General features: G+C 53.7%; 23 protein-coding genes. 8 read left to right on the top strand and 15 right to left on the bottom strand.

From position 1 onward, the window contains the following. Positions 1-64: 64 nt before the first annotated feature. Together FHW71_RS19435 and otnK are read left to right on the top strand one after the other, a co-directional pair. Positions 65-730 (top strand): aspartate/glutamate racemase family protein, encoded by a 666-nt coding sequence (locus tag FHW71_RS19435; protein ID WP_179452632.1) that lies wholly within the window; start codon positions 65-67, stop codon positions 728-730. Beyond that, positions 724-2,004: a 3-oxo-tetronate kinase gene (otnK, locus tag FHW71_RS19430; protein WP_179452633.1), complete on the top strand. Its 1,281-nt coding sequence runs from the start codon at positions 724-726 to the stop codon at positions 2,002-2,004. Before FHW71_RS19435 ends, otnK begins: the two co-directional genes overlap by 7 nt. A 40-nt stretch (positions 2,005-2,044) precedes the next feature. Here the strand turns inward: otnK and FHW71_RS19425 are convergent, their stop codons facing one another. From FHW71_RS19425 to FHW71_RS19410, 4 genes are all read right to left on the bottom strand, one after another. Then, positions 2,045-3,265, bottom strand: a complete 1,221-nt coding sequence (locus FHW71_RS19425) for an aromatic amino acid transporter (protein ID WP_179452634.1) — start codon at positions 3,263-3,265, stop codon at positions 2,045-2,047. A 228-nt stretch (positions 3,266-3,493) separates the two neighbouring features. After that, positions 3,494-4,504 carry a Gfo/Idh/MocA family oxidoreductase gene (locus tag FHW71_RS19420; protein ID WP_179452635.1) on the bottom strand — a complete coding sequence of 337 codons (1,011 nt, stop codon included), beginning with the start codon at positions 4,502-4,504 and terminating at the stop codon, positions 3,494-3,496. Between the two features lie 10 nt (positions 4,505-4,514). Continuing rightward, complete coding sequence (locus tag FHW71_RS19415; protein WP_179452636.1) at positions 4,515-5,336, bottom strand: TIM barrel protein; 822 nt, start codon at positions 5,334-5,336, stop codon at positions 4,515-4,517. A 131-nt stretch (positions 5,337-5,467) separates the two neighbouring features. Beyond that, positions 5,468-6,904 (bottom strand): sugar porter family MFS transporter, encoded by a 1,437-nt coding sequence (locus FHW71_RS19410; RefSeq protein ID WP_179452637.1) that lies wholly within the window; start codon positions 6,902-6,904, stop codon positions 5,468-5,470. 391 nt (positions 6,905-7,295) lie between these two features. Between FHW71_RS19410 and FHW71_RS24085 the strand changes: the two genes are divergently transcribed. Continuing rightward, positions 7,296-7,946: an alpha-hydroxy acid oxidase gene (locus FHW71_RS24085; RefSeq protein ID WP_286176362.1), complete on the top strand. Its 651-nt coding sequence runs from the start codon at positions 7,296-7,298 to the stop codon at positions 7,944-7,946. Next, entirely contained in the window at positions 7,933-8,463 is a 531-nt protein-coding gene (locus FHW71_RS24080) for an alpha-hydroxy acid oxidase (RefSeq protein WP_353621001.1), read from the top strand. The genes FHW71_RS24085 and FHW71_RS24080 overlap by 14 nt, the downstream gene beginning before the upstream one ends. 31 nt (positions 8,464-8,494) lie before the next feature. Here the strand turns inward: FHW71_RS24080 and arnF are convergent, their stop codons facing one another. The 7 genes from arnF to arnB are packed head-to-tail and all read right to left on the bottom strand — an operon-like array spanning position 8,495 to position 15,835. Then, positions 8,495-8,860 carry a 4-amino-4-deoxy-L-arabinose-phosphoundecaprenol flippase subunit ArnF gene (gene arnF, locus FHW71_RS19400; protein WP_154183554.1) on the bottom strand — a complete coding sequence of 122 codons (366 nt, stop codon included), beginning with the start codon at positions 8,858-8,860 and terminating at the stop codon, positions 8,495-8,497. Further along, positions 8,857-9,177 carry a 4-amino-4-deoxy-L-arabinose-phosphoundecaprenol flippase subunit ArnE gene (gene arnE, locus FHW71_RS19395; RefSeq protein WP_008107425.1) on the bottom strand — a complete coding sequence of 107 codons (321 nt, stop codon included), beginning with the start codon at positions 9,175-9,177 and terminating at the stop codon, positions 8,857-8,859. Before arnE ends, arnF begins: the two co-directional genes overlap by 4 nt. After that, positions 9,174-10,835: a lipid IV(A) 4-amino-4-deoxy-L-arabinosyltransferase gene (arnT, locus tag FHW71_RS19390; RefSeq protein ID WP_179452638.1), complete on the bottom strand. Its 1,662-nt coding sequence runs from the start codon at positions 10,833-10,835 to the stop codon at positions 9,174-9,176. Before arnT ends, arnE begins: the two co-directional genes overlap by 4 nt. An 18-nt stretch (positions 10,836-10,853) precedes the next feature. Further along, the gene (arnD, locus tag FHW71_RS19385; protein ID WP_179452639.1) at positions 10,854-11,738 is read right to left on the bottom strand and encodes a 4-deoxy-4-formamido-L-arabinose-phosphoundecaprenol deformylase; all 885 of its coding nucleotides are present in this window, start codon (positions 11,736-11,738) and stop codon (positions 10,854-10,856) included. Continuing rightward, a complete protein-coding gene (arnA, locus tag FHW71_RS19380) occupies positions 11,735-13,714 on the bottom strand; it encodes a bifunctional UDP-4-amino-4-deoxy-L-arabinose formyltransferase/UDP-glucuronic acid oxidase ArnA (RefSeq protein ID WP_179452640.1) in 1,980 nt (659 codons plus the stop codon). The genes arnD and arnA overlap by 4 nt, the downstream gene beginning before the upstream one ends. Then, on the bottom strand, positions 13,711-14,697 hold the full coding sequence (gene arnC / locus FHW71_RS19375; protein ID WP_008107434.1) for an undecaprenyl-phosphate 4-deoxy-4-formamido-L-arabinose transferase: 987 nt from the start codon (positions 14,695-14,697) through the stop codon (positions 13,711-13,713). Before arnC ends, arnA begins: the two co-directional genes overlap by 4 nt. 1 nt (position 14,698) lies before the next feature. Next, on the bottom strand, positions 14,699-15,835 hold the full coding sequence (gene arnB, locus FHW71_RS19370) for a UDP-4-amino-4-deoxy-L-arabinose aminotransferase (RefSeq protein ID WP_179452641.1): 1,137 nt from the start codon (positions 15,833-15,835) through the stop codon (positions 14,699-14,701). Between the two features lie 401 nt (positions 15,836-16,236). On the opposite strand from arnB, the gene FHW71_RS19365 reads away from it, so the two are divergent. The 4 genes from FHW71_RS19365 (at position 16,237) to FHW71_RS19350 (ending at position 20,423) form a co-directional block, all read left to right on the top strand. After that, complete coding sequence (locus tag FHW71_RS19365) at positions 16,237-16,446, top strand: hypothetical protein (protein WP_008107438.1); 210 nt, start codon at positions 16,237-16,239, stop codon at positions 16,444-16,446. A 138-nt stretch (positions 16,447-16,584) separates the two neighbouring features. Continuing rightward, positions 16,585-17,352: an A24 family peptidase gene (locus FHW71_RS19360; RefSeq protein WP_179452793.1), complete on the top strand. Its 768-nt coding sequence runs from the start codon at positions 16,585-16,587 to the stop codon at positions 17,350-17,352. Positions 17,353-17,558: 206 nt separating this feature from the next. Further along, complete coding sequence (locus FHW71_RS19355) at positions 17,559-18,944, top strand: diaminobutyrate--2-oxoglutarate transaminase (protein WP_036649212.1); 1,386 nt, start codon at positions 17,559-17,561, stop codon at positions 18,942-18,944. Positions 18,945-18,956: 12 nt separating this feature from the next. Further along, positions 18,957-20,423 carry an aspartate aminotransferase family protein gene (locus FHW71_RS19350; protein WP_179452642.1) on the top strand — a complete coding sequence of 489 codons (1,467 nt, stop codon included), beginning with the start codon at positions 18,957-18,959 and terminating at the stop codon, positions 20,421-20,423. A gap of 68 nt (positions 20,424-20,491) precedes the next feature. Here FHW71_RS19350 and FHW71_RS19345 read toward each other — a convergent pair whose 3' ends face one another. From FHW71_RS19345 to FHW71_RS19330, 4 genes are all read right to left on the bottom strand, one after another. After that, entirely contained in the window at positions 20,492-21,502 is a 1,011-nt protein-coding gene (locus tag FHW71_RS19345; RefSeq protein WP_179452794.1) for an HAD family hydrolase, read from the bottom strand. Further along, the gene (locus FHW71_RS19340) at positions 21,502-22,794 is read right to left on the bottom strand and encodes an anaerobic sulfatase maturase (RefSeq protein ID WP_179452643.1); all 1,293 of its coding nucleotides are present in this window, start codon (positions 22,792-22,794) and stop codon (positions 21,502-21,504) included. The genes FHW71_RS19345 and FHW71_RS19340 overlap by 1 nt, the downstream gene beginning before the upstream one ends. 54 nt (positions 22,795-22,848) lie before the next feature. Further along, entirely contained in the window at positions 22,849-24,435 is a 1,587-nt protein-coding gene (locus tag FHW71_RS19335) for an arylsulfatase (protein ID WP_218889444.1), read from the bottom strand. A 163-nt stretch (positions 24,436-24,598) separates the two neighbouring features. Next, positions 24,599-24,895 (bottom strand): YicS family protein, encoded by a 297-nt coding sequence (locus tag FHW71_RS19330; protein WP_179452644.1) that lies wholly within the window; start codon positions 24,893-24,895, stop codon positions 24,599-24,601. Positions 24,896-24,920: the final 25 nt, after the last annotated feature.

Below are 24,920 nucleotides of genomic sequence, written 5' to 3'. Positions count from 1 at the left end.
TTCATTCTACCTCAGATATGGTGTGCTGTAATTCACTTATGTATCGCTGGTGTCGGAGAAAATGATGAGCCAACGCATAGTTTTACTGCATGCCACGCCGGTGGCGATGTCTCCTATTCAGGAAGCTTTTAACGATCTTTGGCCAGAGGCTGAAGTGGTGAATTTGCTGGATGATGGTTTGACAGTGGATCGCGCAAAAGAAGAACAGCTTTCGCGGCAGTTGATTGATCGCTTCGTTACTTTTGGCCGCTACGGTTATGCAATGAATGCGCAAGGTATTCTGGTGACCTGCTCAGCCTTTGGTCCAGCGATTGATGAGCTCTCTGCGGCCTTGCCGGTGCCGGTGTTGAAACCGAACGAAGCGATGTTCGAGGCTGCACTGCAGCAAGGCAAACGCATCGGCATGCTGGCCACCTTTGGTCCGTCACTCGTGACGATGTGCGATGAGTTTTATCACTATGCCGAACAAATTGGTTCATCCGCGACACTGGAAACCGTGCTGGTTCCGGATGCCATAGACCTGCTGCGTAAAGGCGATGTCGGCAACCACAATCGTCTGGTCGCAGAGTTCGCGCCGCAGTTGAGTCACTGCGATGTAATTATGCTGGCGCACTTCTCTACCTCGCGCGCCGCCTACGCCGTGCGGGAGAAAGTTTCGATTCCAGTGTTAACGGCCCCGCATGCGGCGGTGAAAAAAATGCAGTCAGCGATTGGAGGTTCATCATGCTGATTGGGGTCATCGCCGATGATTTTACTGGTGCCAGCGATATCGCCGTCACTCTGTCGAAAGGATTGGTGGGCGAAGGCGGTTTGCGCACGACGCAATATCTTGGCGTACCGCATCAATCTGCAGATGAACAGGTGCAAGCTGGCGTTATTGCCTTGAAATCTCGCTCTCTGCCAGCGGAGGAAGCTGTTCAACAATCGCTGGCTGCCTGTGAATGGCTATTGCAGCAAGGCTGTGCGCAGATCGTATTTAAATATTGCTCGACCTTTGACTCGACCGACTCTGGCAACATTGGTCCGGTACTCGACGCGCTGGCTCAGCGATTAGCCGCGCACAATGTGATTGTCTGCCCGGCGTTTCCCACTATGGGCCGTACGGTTTATCAGGGCAATTTGTTTGTACACGACCGGCCGCTAAATGAATCCGGAATGGAGCATCATCCTTTGACGCCCATGAAGGATGCGGACATCCGCCGTTTGCTGGCGCGTCAGGCGAAAACACGCGTTAGTCATATTGGCTGGCAGCAAGTGGTGCAAGGTAGTGAAGCACTGCGCGAGATTCTAAATGCCCGTGCAGATGAGGAAGCGCAATTGGTGGTCGTGGATGCCATAAGCGATCACGATTTAACGCTTATTGGCATCGCCGCTGCGGGTGAGAAGCTAATCAGTGGTGGATCGGGCATCGCGCTTGCCCTACCGCACAACTTCATCAGCGCCGGTAAAGCACAAGGTAATAACAGTGAGTTTCCTGCCATTAAAGGTTCCAGCGCTATTTTGGTTGGCAGTTGTTCAGGCGCGACGCGTGGACAAATCGAAGAGCACCAAAAACAGCATGCGGTGCTGGCGATAGAGATTGAGGATGTAATGGCGGAACGCATTAATGCTGATGATCTCGTGGATTTTATCCTCACACATCAGGACAGTTGCCCGCTGATCTATTCCTCAGGCGATCCCGCAACCGTAAAGCAAATGCAGCAGCAGTTTGGCCAGCACAATATCTCGCAACGCCTTGACCGGCTGTTTGGTGATACGGCACGTAAGTTAGTGCGCGAGGCGGGCATACAGCGTTTAGTGGTTGGCGGCGGAGAAACCTCGGGCGCCGTGGTCAGCGCGCTGAATTTGGGTTCACTGCAGGTTGGCCGCGAAATCGATCCAGGCGTGCCCGCCCTCTTTGCTATGAGCGAGCAGCCGCTAGCGCTGGCACTTAAATCGGGTAATTTTGGTCGGCGCGACTTCTTCTCGCATGCACTTAAAGTATTAGCCGGTTCTACGGATTAAATTCAAGACAACGTCTGCAAGACGTTGTCTTCTTCTCTCTTTAACGACCGCCAAATTCCGGCAACACCCCAAACCAGCTCAGCAGCCAGGCCAGTATATTCATCGCGCCAAACACAAACAGTAAAACCACCGCCACTGAACAGCGTTGCTGAGATTTCCACGCCAGCATAGCCGGGATGATCACCGCCCACAAAGTGGCAAACAGTCCGGCAAAACCAATCGCGGCAACAAAACCATTCGGCCAGCAAATCGAGGCGAGTAACGGCGGCAGGAAAGTCAGGCTGGCGGTTTTCAGACGCGCGCCGGGTGAATTCCCGAATCCCAGACGATCGGCGATGAAATCAAACAGACCAGCGGTAACGCCGAGGAATGAAGCGATCACCGCGAAATGCGAGAAGATCGACATCATCAGCGCCAGCGCATTAACGTGCAGATGATCACGCAGCGCTGCCATCAGTGCCGCGATATCACCGCCCTGCTTCACAATCTCGGGAAACGCGTAGCGCGGAAGATTGCCCATGGTGCTGGTCAGCCAAAACAGATACAGCGCCAGCGACAGCAAGGTACCCAATACCAACGCGCGCGTGATGTTCCGCTTATTACCGCCATAATAACTCACCAGACCAGTGATGTTGCCGTGGTAACCAAACGACGCGAGACAAAACGGCAGCACGCCAAGTGCATAAGGCCAGTAATGTTCGCCTGCTGCGGGTCCGCTCATTAACGACGGCACGTTCACCTGCGTTAGTAAGCCGCCAAACAGTACGATCAGCAGCAGAATTTTCGCCAGCACGCAGAAGGTCATCAAACGGCTGACGCCAGTAGTGCCGAGCCACACCACCAAAGCAACGCACAGCGTCAGCAATATTTTGGCTTCTGCGGTTGAGATCGGTAATCCTAGCTGACTGATTGAGTGCTGATACACCGGGCCGCTGGCCGAAATGTAGGCGTAAGTGAGGATGCCGAGGACAAATAAGATGCTGAGTCCATTAAGCGCCGCCCAGCCGCGTCCGAGCAAATCTTTGGTTAAGGTGTCGTAACCCGCGCCAGGCGGATACTTGAGGCTGACGCGCATAAACAACAAGCCGGACAGCAACATGCCGCCCCAGCTGATCAGCAGTAACACCATCGCCCAGCCAAACCACGCGCCCGCCATCACCACCGGCAGCGTAAACATCCCTGCGCCCACCACGGTGCCGCAAATAATCATCGCGCCCCACCAAACGGAAGGCTGGCGGCGGGACAATGTCATCTCCGTCATCACTTATTCCCTACAAAACTGCTTAAAGCCGGCGATGATACACGGGAAAACGCTGAGATGAGAGTGTGATACGAGATAAAACGCGCGCCATTATGCAGGTGCGCATGAATGCGCACCCTACGAAAAAAGCGCCAATCCGTTGTAGGGTCGCCATTTATGGTGACCGAAAGACGCTTAACTGACGAGCATTACGCCATCAGAACGCGCGTTTAAGGAAGGAAAAAGAACTTAGTTATAGAACGCCGGTTTCGCCGGCATGGTGATCGGCACGATGTCACCAGAGTTTTGCGCCGCAACGCAGGCATCGGCCGCGACCGCCGCCGCATAACCATCCCACGCCGATGGACCGGTCATCTCACCTGATAACACGCTGTTGATAAAATCCTGCAACTCCACGTCATAGGCATCAATGAAACGCTTTTTCCAGTCGGTAAGAATACTGGTGGAAAGTTTGGCCGCGCTGCGCGTCTGCACCGACATCGGCTCAGGCAAACGTGCGATACCGCTTTCGCCCACCACTTCGCACTGAATATCGTAGCCGTAAGCGCAGTTAACGAAGATTTCCACGTCGATGCGCACGCCTTTGGCAGTTTCCAGCAGCACGATTTGCGGATCTTTCAGATGCGCAGCCGCTTTACTCGTTGAGCGTGGATAGATTACCTGCGCGCTGACGTAATCATCTTTTAGCAACCAGCGCAGCACATCGAGCTCATGAATCAGCGTATCGGTGATGGCCATATCGGTGGTGTAAGAATCGCCGACTTCGGGATTGCGGTGCGCGCAGTGCAACATCAGCGGTTCGCCGATATCACCGTTCTCAATCACCGCTCTCAGCGCGCGATAGCCGCTGTCGTAAGGACGCATAAAACCAACCTGCACCAGCTTCTTACCGGCGGCGATTTCCGCCTCAACGATGTTCATGCAACCCTGCGCGGTGACCGCCAGCGGTTTTTCGCAGAACACTGCTTTACCCGCTTTAATTGCCGCCAGCACGAACTCTTCATGGGTTGGGCCCCACGAAGTGACCAGAATCGCCTGCACTTCTGGCGCGTTAATCAGATCATGCGCGTTGTCATAAATCTCCGCCTGAATCCCCAGATCTTTAACAATCTGTTCGCAGTTGCTGCGGTTAATGTCATTCAGCGCCACTACGCGGGAATGTTGCAGCACCTGGCTACAACGACGAATGTGTTCGCGACCGATCGCACCCGTGCCGATTACACCAATATTGAGCGTCATGAAGTGTTCCTTAATTATTCAGGTAAGCAATGCTGGATTGGATTTCCTGGGCGATCTGTTCTTCGCTCCAGCCATCCATTACGGAAGAAAACGGTTCAAAGGCGTAGATGCCGCGATAACCCATCTCTTCCAGACGTTGCACTTGCTGTTTCGATTTCAGCAGATCGTCGGCGCTCAGCATGATGCGCTCTTCGTCAGTTAGCTGATGCGTTGGGCGCGCATCGGTGACGCCAGAGAGATGCACCAGCCCGATGTTATTGACGTCAACGCCGCCAGCAAAGTCTTGCTCAGCGCCTTCGTACAAGTGGTGGTGAAAAGTATCCAGTACGATTTTGAACGGCGCGCCCGCTTGCTTGATCAGCTGTTGTGCCAGAGCAGCAGAACGCAGTGAGCTTTGCGGGAACCCGAGCGGCTCAACCAGACCGGCGATGCCATATTCAGCGAATAGCGGTACCAGTGTTTTTAACGCATCGACGGTTTGCTGCTGGGAAATAACCGTGCCGTCATTCAGTGGGCAAAGCACTAACGCTTTAGCGCCGGTTTCACGCGCAGCGTTTAATAAAGCGTGCGTTTTTTCCAGCACCTCATCGGTTAATTGGTTAAACGGATAAACCGCATTAATGGTTTCGATTGTGAACGCATGTTGTTTAGCCAGCTCACGAACTTCTTCACCGGATAAATGATCAGTTACGCTGCCACTTTTCATATCATTGCGGATTTCGACTTTATTTAACCCTAACTTTTCAACCAGCGAGAAAAAACGATCGAGGCTGAGGTTGGGCGCAATTTTACGATTAACGCAGAGTCGGTCATGGCTTATTTTGTAGGTCATGGTGTGTTCTATCCTGAAAGAGTAATATTATTTACTTTCTGTTTTGTTGTGACGCGTCGATATCTTGCGATAGTAAGCGATGTCGTTTTGCTGCTCTGCCAGAACCTTGATTGATTTACATCAACGCAACATCATTTATACAACTCATGGAAGTAGTGCTCGACCTGCTCCAGGCTGCGCCCTTTGGTTTCCGGGATGGTGCGCAACACGAACATCGATCCACCAATACCAATCACCGCAAAGGTTAAGAAGGCTCCGGCGAGGCCAAACGCCGCCAGCAGTAGCGGGAACGCCATCGAAATGGCGAAGTTCGCCATCCACAGCGCAAAAACCGCGCCACCCATACAAATGCCGCGCATACGCGCCGGGAAGATCTCAGAAAGCAACAGCCAGGTAACCGGCGACAGCGCGCCTTGCTGGAAGCACAGGAACATCAACATCCCCGCCAGCACCAGATAGGCGCGCAGCAGATTAACGTCGCCTGCCGAATGATATTCCGGCATAAAGAAGCACACCGCCGCGATAAAGAACAGGCACGCGGTGCAACCCATCTGTCCAACCAACACCAGCGGACGACGGCCAATTTTGCCGATCATCCAGATCCCGACCAGCGTCATCAGCACTGAAATCACGCCGTTAGCGATGGTGGCGAACAGCGCGGCATCGTTGCTTAAACCGGTTGCTGTCAGCATGGTCGGCGCGTAATACATGATGGTGTTGACGCCGGTAAGCTGCTGAATAGCCGCAATGCCGATGCCAAGAAGGAACACTTTGCGCAGCCACGGCGTACGCAGATCGCGCAGGCGGCCTTTGCCCTGTTGCCGGTTCTCTTCGATGGTTTCTTCAATCTCTTCTAGCTCCCAATCGACGTCATCCGCCGCGCGGGTTTTCTCCAGCACTTTGCGCGCTTCGTTGTTGTTACCGCGCATCACGTGCCAGCGCGGGCTTTCTGGCATAAAGATCATGCCAAACCATAGCAAAACGGCGGGTACAGTCGAGATGGCGATCATCCAGCGCCAGGTGTGCTCCCCGCCCCAGATTTCGTTGAAAGTGGCGTTGGAAACGTACGCCAGCAGTTGGCCCGAAACAATCATCAGCTCCTGCAAGGTGACCAGTTGGCCGCGCTTATTGGCTGGTGCGATTTCCGCGATATACACCGGCACCGTAGCCGCCGCGCCACCGACGGCGACACCAAGGAACAGACGTGAAGCGATCATTGAGATGACATCCGGCGCAAATGCCGAACCGATGGCGCCAAGGGCAAAAATAAAGGCGAGGGAAATAATGATCTTGCGACGTCCCAGCGCGTCCGCAAAATGACCGGCAAGCAGCGCGCCAAAAGCGGCGCCAAATAGCAGTGAACTGGTGACTAATCCGGTGGTGAATGGCGTGAGTTGCAAATCGTCACGCATAAACAGCAAAGCGCCCGATACCACGCCAGTATCGTAGCCAAACAGTAATCCACCCAGTGTGGCGACCAGCGCGATTATTTTAACAAAGGGCTCGGTGCGTGTGGTGCTATTCGGGCCGGAAGCCGTGTTGGTGGATATATAAAGTTCTCTTTCCATAATACCTCCTGGTAAAAAATACATAAGGAAATACGGCAGAACAAAACAGAATGCTCACGCTAACGACATTTTTATTTCATGTTAATTTTTATTTGGAATTTGTTTTGCGAAATGTGAGTTCAAGCATTTTGTTGTTTTTATTTTGATGGAATTGCATCAGGGGGGGATTTTATTTAGAAAGATTTATAACGGTAATTTAAAAGGTCGCCATGAATGGCGACCCTACGTGTAAGGTGATATTAAATCCGTAGGGTCGCCATTTATGGCGACCGTCTATATGCATTTCGCGCATTAACATTGCCGAATTATAGATTTGTAAAATCCCGCTCGTGCAATAGCATTGATTTCTTTGCTTTTCCCCTGCCGTCTCGCCAACTGGATCATCACCTTCATGCGCAATATGCAGTCGCGTTGCCTATCCCTGAACGACTTCGAGAAGTATGCCAAACGTCATCTGCCGCATCCGCTGTTCGCCTACGTTTCTGGCGGCGTCGAGGACAATATCGCGCTGCGCAACACGCTGGCATCTTATGCGCGCTACAGCCTGATCCCGGAAAACATGGTGGATGTGTCGCAGCGCAACATCGGGGTTGAGCTGTTTGGGCAAAGCTACGCGGCGCCGGTTGGCATCGCGCCGATGGGCATCTCGGCGTTAACCGGTTTTGATGGCGATTGCACGCTGGCACGCGCGGCGAAAGAGAAGAATGTGCCGTTTATCATGAGCGGCTCCTCGCTGACGCGGCTGGAAGATGTGGCGCAAGTGAATCCCGATATGTGGTTTCAGGCCTATCTGCCGAAAACGCTGGAGGAGATTGATGCGCTGATCGATCGCGTTAAGCAGGCCGCGATTCCGGTGCTGGTGATTACCGTGGACACGCCGGTTAAGGCCAACCGGGAAAACAACGTGCGTGCCGGATTCGCTACGCCGTTCCGTCCCAGTTTGAGGTTGGCGTGGCAAGGCATCACAAGGCATCACGCATCCGCGCTGGTTGACCGGAACACTGCTAAAGACGCTGCTGAAAAGCGGCATGCCCTATTTTGAGAACAATAATGCGCAGCGTGGCGCGCCGCTGTTCTCGAAAAATGCGGTGCGGGATTTCAGCGGCCGCAGCCACTTAACCTGGCAGCATATCGAATATATCCGCGCACGCTGGCCAGGCGCGATGGTGATCAAAGGCATTCTCAGCCGTAACGATGCGCTGCGCTGTAAAACCATCGGCATCGACGGCATTGTTGTATCGAATCATGGTGGACGACAGCTGGATACGGTGATTCCGCCGCTTTATGTGCTGCCGGAAATCGTTGCAGCAGCGGGTGAAATGACGGTGATGTTTGATAGCGGAATTCGACGCGGCACCGATGCCATTAAAGCTATCGCGCTGGGCGCAAAAGCCTGCTTTGTCGGGCGGCCGTTTAATTATGCTTGCGCGGTGGGCGGTTTAGCGGGCGTTAATTTGGCCATCGAATTGATTACCAGCGAGGTTAGCCGCGATTTAGGCATGTTAGGCGCGGCACCACTGGCGGATTTAGGGGAGAAGCATCTGCGGTTGGTTGGTTGATGGTCGCCATGAATGGCGACCCTACGGACAATCATTGCTTGCGCGGCAGCGAAACCAGCAGCAAGCCAAACACAATCAGCACCACGCCGGCAAAGCTGCTCCAGCGGAAGGTTTCCCCCAATATTGGCAAGGAAATCGCCGCCAGCCACACCAGCACATAACTCAAACTGAGCAGCGGATAGAGTCGATTAAGCGGCAAATGACGCAGCGCCAGCATCCAGCACAACATCGACAGCGCGTAAGCGCCAAGGCCAATCGCCAAAAGCAGCAGTGGTTTGATGTGCTGCAAACTGAGCAACGCGCTCAACGGCGGGAAATCGAGCATCGCCATTCGCAAAACCAATTGCGCCAGCGATACCAGCAGCACGCTGCACAGCGCCAGCATCACGCCTTTCATAGATGACTTCCCATTAACGCCACACCGGCAACAATCGCCAGCGTGCCAATCCACTGCTGTAGGCTGTAGGTTTCGCGCCAGATCAGCCGTGCGGCGATGGCCACCAACACAAAGTTAAGACTCAGCATCGGATACGCCACGCTCACCGGCACCACGCGCAATACCGCCAGCCACAGCAGCATGCCGATACCCAGCAGCAGAATGCTGAGCGCCAGCCAAAAAATTCCCTTTTTGATGCCGAGATGAGCCGCCTGCTTCTGACACAGCTGGGCGGCACAGCTCAACACGCTAACCAGTAAAATCAGCAACAGATTCATGGTTTAGCATCGTAGCCGTAATAAACCAGGCGGCCCTGACGATAGACGTCATCCGGTTCCGGCAGGTTTTTATCCGGCGTTTTGTCGCTGGAATTCATCATCAACACCAATGAAACCTTGCCCTGACGGCGATGCACGCGCAGCCAGTCGGCAAAGTTATCCGCATCAATATAGTGTGACTGCGCATCCGGATAGCTCAGGCCGTATTGCAACTCGCCTTTAGCATCATAGAAATTGATGTCGCTGCGCTGCAGTTCCCAGGCCACCGCCGATGCCACGCCAGGATTGTTGGCCAGCAGATAACGACTATCCGCCAGCTGATCGTGCACCGCGCTGACAAAACTCTGCGGCTGCTTGGAATCCCGCACTTTTTGCGGAATGGCAAAGCCCACCAGTAACGCCAGCGCCAGCGGACAAAGCGCGGCTAACTGCCAGCGGCCGTTCTCCGGCTTGCGGCTCAGCCACCCCATCACACCCCATCCGATAAAGGAGAGCGCCGCGCAGATCACGCCAACAATCTCTTCGCTACTATAAGCCGGACGATGCGAAATGCCCCACGGAGCTAGCACCACCAGTAACACGATTGCGGCAATCGCACCGAACAGCAGGTTGATCCAGCCATTCACTTTCAGCGCTTTGATCACCTGCGCCGAACCGCTGTGTGCGTAATGCGCCATCAGCAGCGCCAGCGGCGCGAAGCACGGCAAAATGTAGGTCGGCAATTTGCCCTTAGCGATGCTGAAAAACAGCAGCGGCAGCAGCACCCAGCTCAGCAAATAGATCGGCCCGGCTTGCTGACTGCGCTGACGCCACGCGCCAACCAGCGATCCCGGCAGCAGCGCCAGCCACGGCAAACAGCCCGCCAGTAGCACCGGAATGTAGTACCAGAATGGCGCTTTATGCTGTGCATCCGACTCGGCGAAACGCTGAATATGCTCGACCCAGAAGAAGTAGTGCCAGAAATCCCCTTCCTGCTGATTAATCGCCAGCGCCCACGGCGTGCTGAGCAGCACAGCAACCACAATCGTCAGCGGCCCCCAGCGCAGCAGTTCAACGAAGCGGCGTAGCCATATGGCCCACGGCAGAATCGCCAACACCGGCACTGCCAGCGCGAGAAAGCCTTTGGTCATGAAGCCCATCGCGCAGGCCGCGCCCAGCAAAACATAGCCACATAAGCGTTGCCGCGTGGTGCTGGCCTGCGACGCCAGCCAGTAACTGCACATCGCGGCGACCAGCCACAGCATCAGGATCGGATCGAGCACCGCGTAAGTGCCCACGCCGTACACCAGTAGCGAAGTCAGGAAAATAACGCTGCCGGTCAACGCGACTTTGCGGCTGGCGAACATCTGCCTGCCGAGCCAGTAGACCAATACCGCGCTCAAGGTGGTGCTGAAAATCGATCCGGCGCGCACGCCAAAATTAGTGTGACCAAACAGCCATTGGCCGATGTTATTGACCCAATATCCGGCAATTGGTTTTTCGAAGTAGCGGAGATCGAAGAAATGCGGCACCACCCAATTGCCGCTGAACAGCATTTCACGGCTGATTTCAGCGTAGCGGGTTTCGTCCGGCTGCCATAAGGCGCGAAACTCAATCGGGATCAGGTAAAAAAGCGCGAAGAGCGCGATGAGTAATGCGGTTTTAGTGCCTGTACGCATCCGTGGTTCCTGTAGATATTAACGCTGGCAGCCTAGCCAGCCTTCGCGTCCGGGAATATGCCCGCGCACGATGTTGCCCTGTGGCAGCGTAGAGAGATCGTCGGGTAACAAGGCGCTGAGTGGACAAAACTCAATGTCCTGCTCTTCTGCACGTCTAAGCAAATCGGCGAACGCCTTCAGTCCGACAATCCCTTCCACTTCGGCATGAATGGTGTAGACCGGCGAACCCGTTGCAGCATGAATCTGCTCGAGAATGAAGTCGTTAAAACCTTCCGCGCTTACCGATTGTCCCACCACTTCATCCCAGGTAGGCAAGGTCACCGGAATTTGTACCGTGCCGATACTGCCATCGCTAAGAATGGGCAGAAATGGGCCCGTTCCACGGCAGTCGCTGTTGTAGCTGAAGCCAAACTGTTGCTTAGCTGCCATTACGCGACCGTCTGCCCGCCAACCCGCCACGGCTGAACAAGAGACATTGTGACCAATGATCGCTTCTAACGCCTGTTTCCCACGTGCTATCTGCTCAACCAGTTTCTCTTGCGGCCACACGCCCGCCAAGGTTTGCCAGGCAAAGTGATCCCATGCATGCAAACCGACTTCGTGATGATCGGCGGTGGCGCTGATGATCTCCTCCAGACCGCGACCAATTTCCCGTCCCGGCCAGGCGGTGCCGGCCAGCAAGATGTCCCAGCCGTAAAGAGATGCTGCGCGCGAACGCAGCATTTTCCACAGGAAGCGAGGTTTTAACAGGCGCCACAAGTGGCGCCCCATATTGTCCGGTCCAACACTGAAGAAAAAACTGGCCTGCAGCTGATGCAGACTGAATTGCTCCAGTAGCGCCGGCACCCCGAATTGGGTGCCGCGCCAGGTATCTACATCGACGCGCAAACCTACTTTTTTCATGGCTTATCCTGCAGCTCAACGGTGCGCAGGAAGAAGTCCAGCGTGTTATCAATGGTGGTATCCATCTCGACGGTTGGCGTCCAGTCCAGCAGACGACGCGCATTTTTGATCGACGGCTTGCGGTGTTCCACGTCCTGATAACCTTTACCGTAATAGCTGCTGCTTTCTACCTCACGGAATCCAGCAAATGGCGGGAAGTTGCTGCGCAGCGGATGACGTTCAAAACTCGCCAGCAGACGCTCGGCCAACTCTTTGATGCTGGCTTCGTTATCCGGGTTACCGATGTTGACGATCTGACCATCGCAGTTGTTCTGCTTGTTCTCGATGATGCGGAACAGCGCTTCAATGCCGTCACGAATATCGGTGAAGCAACGCTTCTGTGCACCGCCATCGATCAGCTTAATCGGTGAGCCTTCTACCAGATTTAGGATCAGCTGTGTGATAGCACGCGAACTGCCGATACGTGCGGCGTTCAGGTTATCGAGGCGTGGTCCCATCCAGTTAAACGGACGGAACAAGGTAAAGCGCAACCCTTCTTTCTCACCGTATGCCCAAATCACGCGGTCCAGCAACTGCTTAGAAACGGAGTAGATCCAGCGCTGTTTATTGATCGGCCCAACAACCAGATTCGAGTGATCTTCATCGAAATGTTTGTCAGTACACATGCCGTACACTTCGGAGGTCGATGGGAAGATAATGCGTTTTTTGTACTTCACGCAGTCACGAATGATTTTGAGGTTCTCTTCAAAATCGAGTTCGAACACGCGCAGCGGATTGCGGGTGTACTCAATCGGCGTAGCGATCGCCACCAATGGCAGCACCACATCGCACTTCTTAATGTGATACTCGATCCATTCTGAGTGAATGCTGATGTCGCCTTCGACAAAGTGGAAGCGCGGCTGATCGAGGAAACGGCTGATGGCATCAGAACCGATGTCTAAACCGTACACTTCGAAGTTATCATCCTGCAGCAGACGCTCAGTGAGGTGGTTACCGATAAAGCCGTTCACGCCGAGGATCAGTACGCGCGTACGACGTTTTACCGCTGCCACCGGCTGAGAATAGAGCAATGCGCCCTTCACCATGCCGAGGTTTTGCGCCAGCTGGCTGCCGTTCATGAAGACGCCGTTATCGCTTTGACCGGTCATCACTTCCAGCGCACCTTCACCGCAGGCAATCAGGAACGGCTCAACAGACAATACGGTGCCCGGTTTGGCGTGGTGATCAACGTTATGCACGCGGCTTTTCCACACCACAAATTTTACCGTTCCGGCGAAGGCAAACGCGCCCGGCCACGGATAAGTCACAGCACGCACCAGGTTGTTGACCGTCTGCGCCGGGGCTTCCCATTTGATGCGGCCATCTTCCGGTGTGCGACGACCGACAACAGTGGCTTCACTTTCGTTTTGTGGCGTGGTGACGATATCACCCCGTTTTACCGCCGGTAACGCGCCATTTAGTACTTCTGTGGCGCAGGCCACCAGTTTGCGATGCAGCGTTAATGCGTTGTCCTGCTCATCAATCGCGACGCGCTGTTGCGCCACGATGTCACCGGCATCGGCGCGTTTCACCATGCGGTGCAAGGTTACGCCGGTTTCGGTTTCGCCATTGACCAGCACCCAATTCAGCGGTGCGCGGCCACGGTATTTAGGCAGCAGCGAACCGTGCAGGTTAAAGGCACCCAGTTTTGCGCAGTTGAGGATGCTCTCGTTCAGCAAAGCACGATAGTAGAAGGAGAAGATGTAATCCGGTGCCATGGTTTTGATGCGATCGACCCACAGCGGATGATTCACATCTTCCGGTGCATAGACCGGAATGCCCTGCTCAGCGGCTAAACGCGCAACGGAGTCAAAAAAGTGGCTCTCAGTTCCTGTGTCTGAGTGGGTAAAAATAGCGCTGATATCATAGCCAGCGTTCAGAAGTGCAGAAATACCCGCACAGCCCATTTCGGCGTAGGCGAAGACGACAGTTTTCATTGCTCAATTTCCTGTACAGATGAGGCTTTTTGCTGTGGGTGAATCACACGTTGGATGAAGTAGCGCGGACGGGCGCGTACGTCGTTGTAAATGCGGCCGATGTATTCGCCGAGTAATCCCATACCGATAAACTGCGCACCGACAAAAATAAACAGCACGGCGAACAGCAGGAACACGCCATCGCCGGCCCAGGCGGCGCCGAGGAACAGACGTAGCACAATCAGAATCAGCGAGAAGGCAAAACCGGCCAGCGCAATCAGGCTGCCGACGATACTCAGCAGACGCAGCGGCGTGGTGGTGAGGCAAGTCACCAGGTCATACATCAGGTTAATCAGCCGCATAAAGCTGTATTTCGAATCGCCAAACTCGCGCTCGGCATGCGCCACCGGCAGCTCAATAGTGCGGCGAGCAAAGGTGTTAGCGAGGATTGGAATAAAGGTGCTGCGCTCGTGGCAGTTCAGCATCGCATCGACAATATGGCGGCGATAAGCGCGTAACATGCAGCCGTAATCGCCCATCGCTTTGCCGGTGACGCGCTGAATCAGGTGATTAATGGTGCGTGAGGCGCGACGACGGAACCAGCTGTCCTGCCGGTTTTGACGCACGGTGCCTACTACGTCATAACCCTGCTGTGCCGCTTTCACCAGGTTCGGGATCTCTTCCGGCGGGTTTTGCAGATCGGCGTCCAGCGTGATGATCAAGTCGCCGCTCACGTGGCTAAAGCCCGCCATGATCGCCGAGTGCTGGCCGTAATTACGATTGAGTAACACGCCAACCACATGGCTGCCCGGCATATCCGCAGCGTCAGCAATCATCTCACCTGAGCGATCGCTGCTACCGTCATCAACCAGCAGAATCTCGTACTCCAGACCTAATTCCGCGCAGGCCGCATCAGTACGACGTACCAATTCCGGCAGGCTCTCCTCTTCGTTGTACACCGGGATCACCACGGAGACTTTACGAATGGCTTTTTCTTCCAACATGTCAAACTCCAGCGATCTGACGCAATGCACTAATCACGCGCGTGACATCTTCGTCGCGCATATCAGGGAACAACGGGATTGAGCAAATGCGATCGCTATTCCATTCGGTGTGCGGCAGTGAGAGCTGCGGATAGCGTTCGCGGTAATATTTGTGGGTGTGTGCAGCACGGAAATGCAGGCCGGTGCCGATATCCTGCGCTTTAAGTGTTTCCATTAATGCATCGCGGGTAGTGCCACATTGCGACTCATCAACACGAATGATGAACAGATGCCACGCGTGCTGATGCGCCCATTCTGGCTGCGTCAGCGGCAGAAACGGCGTATCCGCCAGTTCGGTGAGATAACGTTGCGCAATCGCCGCGCGGCGCTCATTGATGGCGGGCAGTTTTTTCAGCTGCACCAATGCAATGGCGGCGCTGATATCCGGCAAGTTGTATTTGAAGCCCGGCATGATCACTTCCGCCTGCGGCTTGCGGCCATGGGTGTGGCGATCGTAAGCATCGACGCCGAGGCCGTGGAATTTCAGGCTGCGCATGCGGTCGGCCAGCGCAGCATCATCGGTCACAATCAAGCCACCTTCGGCGCAGGTCATGTTTTTGATGGCGTGGAAGGAGAATATCGCCGTGCCCTGTTGACCAACGTGCTTGCCTTTGTAGTAACAGCCCGCAGCGTGGGCGGCGTCTTCAATCACCGGAATGCCATGACGCTCACCGATGGCGCGGATGGCATCCAAATCGGCGGGTGCGCCCGCGTAATGCACCGGAATGATGGCGCGCGTGCGCGGCGTGATCGCCGCTTCAATCTGCTCCGGCGTCACCATCAAGGTGTCGCGATCGATATCGATCATCACCGGCGTCGCACCGAGCAGTGTGATGATGTTAATGGTGGAAACCCAGGTCAGAGACGGCGTGATCACTTCATCGCCGGGCTGAATATTCAGTGCCAGCAGCGTGACATGCATTCCTGCCGTAGCGGAACTAACGGCAATCGCATGCTGATTACCGGTGAGCTGGCAAAAAGCCTCTTCCAGTTCAGCATTCTTTGGACCCGTCGTAATCCAGCCTGATTCAAATACTGCTTTTACCGCAGCTAACTCTTCCTCGCCCAAAGATGGGCGCGAAAATGGAAGGAAAGTCATAAGTTTACCTTAACGTTTAACACCTTGAGTTTCCTGCATCAGGACCATGTAAAAATGTGCAATCGATTGATACCACAACAACATTAAGTAACTTGCTGTTTAAACGTAGGTTAAACCGTATAAAATTGACAGCACAAACTGTTAACTTTCTCGGGCTCCTTAAAACACATTAGTTAGGCTTTTTTATCGCCTGAGGAAACAAGATACGCAGGAAAACTTAACCCAACATTAAATGGCTGAAACACAAGCTGGCTTTTTTCTTAAATGTTGAAGTTTGGTAGAAGAAAGTAGGCATGAAAAAGCTGTGGATTATTAACTATACTCTTCTTAAGGTTATGTTAAGGTTCAGACCCGAGACTATGTCCGGTTTTGGCTAATAAACGCTAAGTGGAGGAGTGGCAATGAGAACTGATAATGACCGACTGTCACAGGCTGCTTTGCGCCGTCATCACATTGGTATTAAAACCAAAGGGCTGCGCTATCGCGGCGATCTCTATGTGTTTCGATTTAATGCCGGGCAATATGATGTCTACCTGAATAACGACCACGTTATGTCTCTGGCGACCAGCAATGTGCAGGAAGCGATTCAGATGTTTAAGCAGCAGTCTTAATTCCCACTCTCCTTAATTCTGGATCCCGCTCTGCACTTTTGATGTAACCCGCTGTAATGACCTCTTTCCTCTCGCACTGATATTCGCTTCGGCATATTGTCTCGCCATGACAAACCAGGAAGGTGCGAGGTATTGGCAATGGCATGCATATATTGGTTAAGTGGTGGATTAATCGGCTTGATGATGGGCAGCTTTATCAATGTGGTGATCTATCGATTGCCGCTGCAATTAATACATCCTGAATCATCCCAAAATCTGTTCTATCCCTCTTCTCACTGTCCACGATGTAATAAAAGAGTGCGTTGGCGCGACAATATTCCCGTCCTAAGTTGGCTGTTGCTACGCGGTAAATGTCGATATTGCCAATGCGCCATCAGCAGGCGTTATCCACAGGTGGAGATAATTTCTGCACTTTTCACCTTGTTGCTGATGTGGCTTATACCGGTAAATCTGCATTTGTTGGGTGCGCTTATTCTGTTCTGGGCATTAACGGCATTAGCTTTTATCGACCTCGACCATTTCCTTTTACCCGACGCGATCACATTGCCATTACTTTGGACTGGGCTGTTTTTCAAAGCGATGGAGTGGCTACCTGGTTCATTGCATGAAGCGGTATTCGGTGCAATCGCGGGATACAGCTTATTGTGGGCACTATCTTTTTTATATCAGTGGATTAAAGGTATTGAGGCGCTGGGAATGGGGGATGCAAAACTGCTGGCGGCGATGGGCGCCTGGTTGGGCTGGCCTCTTATACCATCAGTGCTTTTGCTGGCATCGGGCGGTGCTATTTTATGTGTTTTGATTTCCAGAATTGGCTGGCAGCGAGATATCAATCAGGCCATTGCCTTTGGTCCGTGGATCGCCTTAGCGGCTATAAGTCACTTTATTCATTCGATTATTTATTAACCACCCCCACTGCGGTGCGAAATTAAGCGGCCAATTTCTGGCCAACGCCCTGATTCATATATGGAAAGAGTAAACAAATCTAAACAAAATTAATCATTGTGATGTAGGTCAAAAGGCTCTATATTGGCCGCGTTTTTTCACAGCTGTTACTTTTTTGTTCAATTAGTCAATTGGCGAGCCTCACGTGCCCCGGTTGAAGGAGAGATATGATGACGGATAAAGTCCGTATTGATAGTTTTGGTGCCAATGCATTCAATGGAAACAACGATGCTTTCTTAGCCCGTCAGGCCGAGTTTGAATCTAACGTCAGGAGTTACCCGCGCAAACTGCCTTTAGCCATCGCTAAAGCCCATGGCGTGTGGATCACAGATGTTGAGAATAAACAATATCTTGACTGTCTGGCTGGCGCAGGGACGCTGGCACTGGGTCACAACCATCCTGATGTTCTCCAGAGCATACAAAATGTCATTACCAGCGGCTTGCCGTTACATACTCTTGATCTGACTACACCACTGAAAGATCAATTCTCTGAGTCTTTGCTCTCGCTGCTGCCAGGCCAGGGTAAAGATTATTGCCTGCAGTTCACCGGTCCTTCCGGTGCTGATGCGGTTGAAGCTGCGCTGAAGCTGGCGAAGAAAGCCACTGGCCGTAGCGGCGTGATCAGCTTCTCTGGCGGTTACCACGGTATGACGCACGGCGCGCTGTCCGTCACCGGCAACCTGGCACCGAAAGAAGCGGTTGATGGCATGATGCCTGAAGTGCAGTTCATGCCTTACCCGCATCAGTACCGTTGCCCGCTGGGTATCGGTGGTGAAGCTGGCGTGAAAGCGCTGACCTACTACTTCGACAACCTGATCAACGACGTGGAAAGCGGCGTGCGTAAGCCTGCTGCAGTCATCCTCGAAGCCGTTCAGGGCGAAGGCGGCGTAAACCCAGCTCCGGCTGAGTGGCTGCAACGCATCCGTAAAGTGACCCAGGAACACGGCATTCTGCTGATCCTCGACGAAGTGCAGGCTGGCTTTGCCCGTACCGGCAAATTCTTCGCCTTTGAACACGCAGGCATCGAGCCAGACATCATCGTGATGTCTAAAGCGGTGGGCGGCGGTCTGCCACTGGCCGTGCTGGGCATCAAAAAGCAGTTCGACGTTTGGTCACCGGGTCATCACACCGGCACCTTCCGTGGCAACCAGCTGGCGATGGCTACCGGCCTGACCACGCTCAAAATCCTCAAAGAGCAGGATATTGCGGGCAAAGTTGCCGCGCAGGGTGAATGGCTGAAACAGCAGCTGGCTGCGATGCAGAAACGCTTCCCGGTAATTGGCCACATTCGTGGTCTCGGCATGATGATCGGTATTGAGATCGTTAAACCGAACGAAGCGGCCGATCACATGGGCAGCTTCCCGGCTGACGGCGAGCTCTCTGCGCTGCTGCAGAAGAAGTGCTTCGAAGCAGGTCTGATTCTGGAGCGCGGTGGCCGTCATGGCGCAGTGTTGCGTCTGCTGCCTTCACTGCTGATCACCAACGATGAGCTGGCGATTTTCCTGGATAAATTTGAGCAGGCGCTGATTGGCGCTGGCGTCAAACCTGTTTGATTGGAAGAGTAAATGTCTGAAGTAAACCCGATTCTGGCCGCCTCTGCACAGAGCATTGAGGCGTACCAGCAGGCGATTGCCCAGAGCAGCGCCGCGGTTGTGCAGTGGCTGCAACAGCCTGAGATGTATCAAGGCAAAACTGTTGCCGAACTGCGCGAGCGTATCACGCTCGACTTCAATCCAAACGGCCTGGGTAACCAGGCCGCGATTGAACGCGCGATTGAATATTTCCTGAAAGACAGTCTTTCAGTGCATCACCCACAATGTGTGGCGCATCTGCACTGCCCTAGCCTGGTGGTAAGCCAGGCGGCAGAAGTGCTGATCAACGCCACCAACCAGAGTATGGATTCGTGGGATCAAAGCCCTTCTGCCACCATCATTGAGATCAAGCTGATCGAATGGCTGCGTGCGCAAGTGGGTTATCCGGCTGGCGACGCAGGTGTGTTCACCAGCGGCGGCACCCAGAGCAACCTGATGGGTCTGATGCTGGCGCGAGATGCCTTCTATCAGCGCCAGGGCCACTCGGTGCAGCAGCACGGTATCACCGGCGATCTGCGTAAGATCAAAGTGCTGTGCTCTGAAAACGCGCACTTCTCTGTACAGAAGAACATGGCGCTGCTGGGTCACGGCTATCAGTCTGTGGTGCAGGTGAAGTCTGATGAATTCGCCCGTATGGATGTGTCAGACCTGAAAGCCAAACTGGCACAGGCCGAAGCCAGCGGCGAACAGATCCTGGCGATCGTCGCGACCGCCGGTACCACCGATGCCGGTGCTATCGATCCGCTGCGTGAAATTGCTGGCATTGCTGCCGAGCGCAACATCTGGGTACACGTTGATGCAGCATGGGGCGGCGCGCTGTTGCTGTCCGAGAAGTATCGCGACTACCTTGATGGCCTGGAGCTGGTGGATTCCGTCACGTTGGACTTCCACAAGCAGTATTTCCAGACCATCAGCTGCGGTGCGTTCCTGCTGAAAGATGAGCGTCATTACGAGCTGATGCGCTATCAGGCGGCTTATCTGAACTCAGAGTTTGACGAAGAAGCCGGCGTACCGAATCTGGTATCCAAATCACTGCAGACCACGCGTCGTTTTGATGCGCTGAAACTGTGGATGGGCCTGGAGGCGCTGGGTCAGAAACAGTACGCGGCGATCATCGATCACGGTGTAACACTGGCGCAGCAAGTGGCGAAATATGTCACCTCTGAACCGCGTCTGGAGCTGGTGATGCAGCCTCAGCTGGCTAGCGTGCTGTTCCGCTATCGTCCAGAGCAACTGACCGATACCGCGCAGATTGCCCTGTTCAACCAGCGTATCGGCGATGCACTGCTGGATTCTGGCCGCGCCAACGTTGGCGTGACCGAGAATCAGGGCGTGACTTGCCTGAAGCTGACCTTGCTGAACCCAACCGTGACGCTGGAAGATGTTGAAGTCCTGCTGGCGCTGGTTGAGAAAACCGCCAATCAGCTGCTGAGCGCGTAATCTCGTTCAGCAACAAATGCAGTGATCGAATAAGGGTGCTTGTTAAAGCACCCTTTTTTATTCCCGCTCTATTCCCTGCTTTGCCCAACTGCGCATTGCGCAGGGTCAAATACCGTTTTCCAGTCCTGCTTCATATCGACAACCGTCCAGCCATTTTTTGCGGCCAGCGTGAGTCCGTTAACCAGTTTTCCGCTGGCCGAAGGATGCGCATCGTAAGCGTATTCACGCGCCCCATCGGTGTGATGAACCAGCAAACCAAAGGTTTTGTAGGCGGGATTCGCGGAGGAGTATTGCAGCATCGGCACATCGCCATCGCTGTTACCGAAAGCGCCAACCGGATGTCGTCCCATAAACAGATGGATAGCAACCGGCTTCATCGCTTCGTCATCATAAAAAGCGCCGTTTAGCGTTTTGCGCAGTTGCGTACCGTTGTCCGTGAGAGAAAACTCACTGAGTGAAAATGAACCCACCACCTGTTCCGGCGGAATGCCATACATCTTCTCCGCCAGCACGCGCATAAAATCGATACCGCCGCCAGAGATGATCCAGGTTTTGAAGCCGTTGGCGCGCAGATAATCCAGCAGCTGGCGCATTGGCTGATAGCCCAGCTGATCGTAACGACAGCCGAAACGTGCATGGCGATGGGTCTCAACCCAATGGCTGACGCGCTGAGCATAATCGTCGGTGGTCATGCCGCTGTGGGTTAGCGTCATCAGCTGGATCAGCCCTTTCTTCCCCGCCTGAATCAGGGTTTTCGTTTCGTTGTTGATTACAGCTTGTACTAAAGCATCCTGCTTCCATTCAGGATGCTCGGGTGCCAGGCGCTTTATCTCATCCAGCACAAACTGTAATTGAAAGGTCAGCGGCGCTTCGGGCCAGAGCGTGCCGTCGTTATCAAACACCACATAACGTTGATCAGCAGGAATGAAAGCCTTGCCTCCCGCTTGCGTGGCGCCCTGAACCCAGCTTTCAATCGCCTGCTTAGATTGACCGTCATTCCAGCTGCTCAGCGGATCCTCAGCAGCTATAGCCGACCCGCAATGAATTGCAATTAACAGGGCAAATAAGGTGCGTTTCATCATGCAGGTTCCACCGTCTTAGGTTGCAACAGCGTGGCGATGCCCACCAGAATCGGCTGCGCATAATCTAAAAACGCCTTGATGCCGGGACAGAGGTAATTCATGCCCAGTTCCCCTTCTTCGCTTCTGACAATGCGGTTTTTCGGGCATTCGCCATAACAGAGTTTCAGATAGGGACAGCGTTTGCAGGCCGCTGGTAGCGTATCGCGCTTACCTAAACCAAAGGCTTTTTGTCGTTCGGAAAAGGCCATGTGCGCCAGTTTGGTGCTCTGCACATTGCCTAACTTGTATTCGGGATAGACGTAGTGATCGCAGGAGAAGATGTCGCCATTTTTCTCAATCGCCAGACCTTTGCCGCAAAACTCTGAGGTGATGCAAATCTGCGCTGGCATGCCCATGGTTTGCGCCACGGCGGTTTCAAACAGGTTGACCTGTACGCGACCTAAATCGTTGTTCACCCACTCTTCAAATACCGCAATCAGGAAGCGGCCCCAATCATCTGGATCGACAGACCAGTCGGTGACGATGGAGTCGAGATCGCCGGGACGCGCGCGGCGTGAGCCGGTAATTGGAATGGTGTCGTCACGCCAGAACTGCGGTGCGGTGTGTTTGAAATCCACCGGCTCAACGCACGGATTGAACTGGATATAAGTGGCACCCAATTCGCGGGTCAGAAAACGGTAAACCTCAAGCGGGAAGCGGGCGTTGGTGCGGTTGACGGTGACTAAAGCATTGAACGGTACGCTATGGCGTTTCAGCGCCGCAACGCCCGCCATCACTTTTTCAAAAGTGGGCTTACCGCTGCGCGTCACGCGGTAGCGATCGTGCAGTTCCGCCGGGCCATCGATTGAAATGCCGACTAAAAAGTTATGCTGACGCAGAAAGCGCGCCCAGTTGTCATTCAGCAGAATGCCGTTGGTCTGCAGATCGTTTTCAATGCGCTGTCCCGGCTTCTGATATTTCTTTTGCAATACCACAATTTTTTCGAAGTACTCCAGCCCCATTAGCGTGGGCTCGCCGCCTTGCCAGGAGAACACCACCTGCTCGCCATCCTGGCTGTCGATATATTGCTTAATGAAGGTTTCCAGCACCTCATCGCTCATGCCGCTGTGGCGATCCTGCTCCAGCAGCTGTTCTTTGTGCAGGTAAAAACAGTAGTTGCAGTCAATATTGCAACGCGATCCGGTGGGTTTCGCCATCACGTGAAAACGGCGCGTATAAGCCGGCCCTTTGCCACTGAATTTTTCCGCCGTAGGAAGAGGTTTAACCGGCAACGTTGTGCTGTATTTCATGAACGCCTCCTGAGTACCGGGTGAAGTATTTCACCCGGCATTGTGGTCAGAGCATCAGTTGGTAGCCGGACTGCCTTCCTCAATGAGTTTCGACACATCAGAAACGGTGAATGAGCCCGGTTTCTGCCGTGGAGGAAAATCTTTAAAGCTTTGCAGCATTTCAGTGGCATATTTCTGCGCACCGCCGAGCAGGAACAGGCGTTCATAGAACCAATGGTTGTAATCCATGCCATCGGTGCCTTTTTCCAGTGGATCGATTTTCAGATCGAACAGCAAAGGCACGCGCAGTGTGACGAACGGGTATTTCCACACATCCATCCCGGTATGTTCCTGAATCATGAAGTGGGCTTTCCAGCGCCCGTAACGCATCGCCAGCAGATCGCCGTCATCACTCCAGTAGAAGAACTCTTTACGCGGATCCTCCTGGGTTTTACCGGTGATGTAATCGAGTTGGTTATAACCATCAAGATGCACTTTGTAGTTCATGGCGCTGGTTTTATAACCTTTCAGCAACTGCTGTTTGATATCCGGCACGCCCGCTGCCGCCACCAGCGTTGGGAACCAGTCATTACTGCCGACTATGTCGTTGACTAAGGTGCCAGGTTTGATATGCCCCGGCCATTTAATCATCGCAGGTACGCGGAAACCGCCTTCCCAGCCGGTGTTTTTCTCGCCGCGGAATGGCGTGATACCGGCATCCGGCCAGGTCGCCGTCATCGGGCCGTTATCGGTGGTGTAAACCACAATGGTGTTGTCTTCGATGCCGAGATCTTTAATTTTCTTCAGCACTTCACCGATGATTTTGTCATGTTCCACCATGCCATCGGCGTAATCCCCCAAACCGGTCACGCCTTTGTCGGCCGGTTTGATATGGGTTTTGTTATGCATGCGCGTGGTGTTGTACCAGGTAAAGAACGGCTTGTTGGCTTTGACCTGCCGCTCCATGAAGTCGTTGTTAGCTGCCAACGTCTCTTCATCCACGGTTTCCATGCGTTTGATGTTGAGTGGACCGGTATCCTCAATTTTCCCGTCAGCAGTGGATTTGATGACGCCGCGCGGGCCGAACTGTTTCTTGTACTCCGGATCTTGCGGATAATCCGGGTTCTCTGGTTCCTCTTCGGCATTCAGGTGATAAAGGTTGCCCATGAATTCGTCAAAGCCATGCGCGGTGGGCAGAAACTCATTGCGGTCGCCAAGATGGTTTTTACCAAACTGGCCGGTGGCATAACCGAGTTGCTTGAGGATATTGGCAATGGTGGGATCTTCTTTCTGCAATCCTTGCGGTGCTCCCGGCATGCCAACTTTGCTCATCCCGGTACGGAATGGCATCTGACCGGTAATAAAGGATGATCGACCGGCGGTGGAACTTTGCTCTGCGTAATAGGAGGTGAATTTCGCGCCTTCGGCAGCGATGCTGTCGATATTCGGCGTTTGATAACCCAGCATGCCCTGATTGTACGTACTAAGGTTCCAGTAGCCGATATCATCACCAAAGATGACCACAATGTTGGGCTTGCCCTTGTTTTGCTCGGGCGCGGTAGAGGGTTGATTGCTGTCCGGCGCGGCTTGTGCACTGAACGAACAGCAGGCGACAGAGAGCATTGAGGCTAACATCGTTTTGCAAAAAGGCATTCGAGACATTTTGCACTCCACTAAATGATAGGCCCTTGAACGGCAAGACGAATGTTGTCCGCCAGTAAATGATGCTTACAGGCTCATGATCGGATCACCTCCTCGGTTACGGGTTAGACGTTACGGTTGTCGCTCAGCGCGAAGAAATAGAGCGAAGGATGTCGGTAAACATTCATTTATTCAGCTCTGGACAGCGCACCGCATTAATGGCGCGTGAATAACCCTGCGTATCTTTATGGTCGAACGCTTTAGCGGCTATAAGGATCGCGTCATGGTTATTTTTGTCATTCAGGAATGCGTTGCGGACTTTTTCATCGGAGATGTTTTTATCCACCGCGCAATGCTCACGCAGGCTTTGGATGATCTGCTGTTGTTTGAGCGCAAAAGCAAGATTTCCATACGGGGATGCTGCGAAAATTGATTCGCAGGCTAATAATAAAAATCCACTGATTACCCATTTATTGGACATAGTTCACCCTTCCGTCATTTGGCAG

Source organism: Enterobacter sp. Sphag1F (genome assembly GCF_014193275.1).
GTDB lineage: Bacteria > Pseudomonadota > Gammaproteobacteria > Enterobacterales > Enterobacteriaceae > Pantoea > Pantoea symbiotica.
Note: the sequence above shows the minus strand (reverse complement) of the source record. Positions and strands in the feature narration are given on the sequence as shown.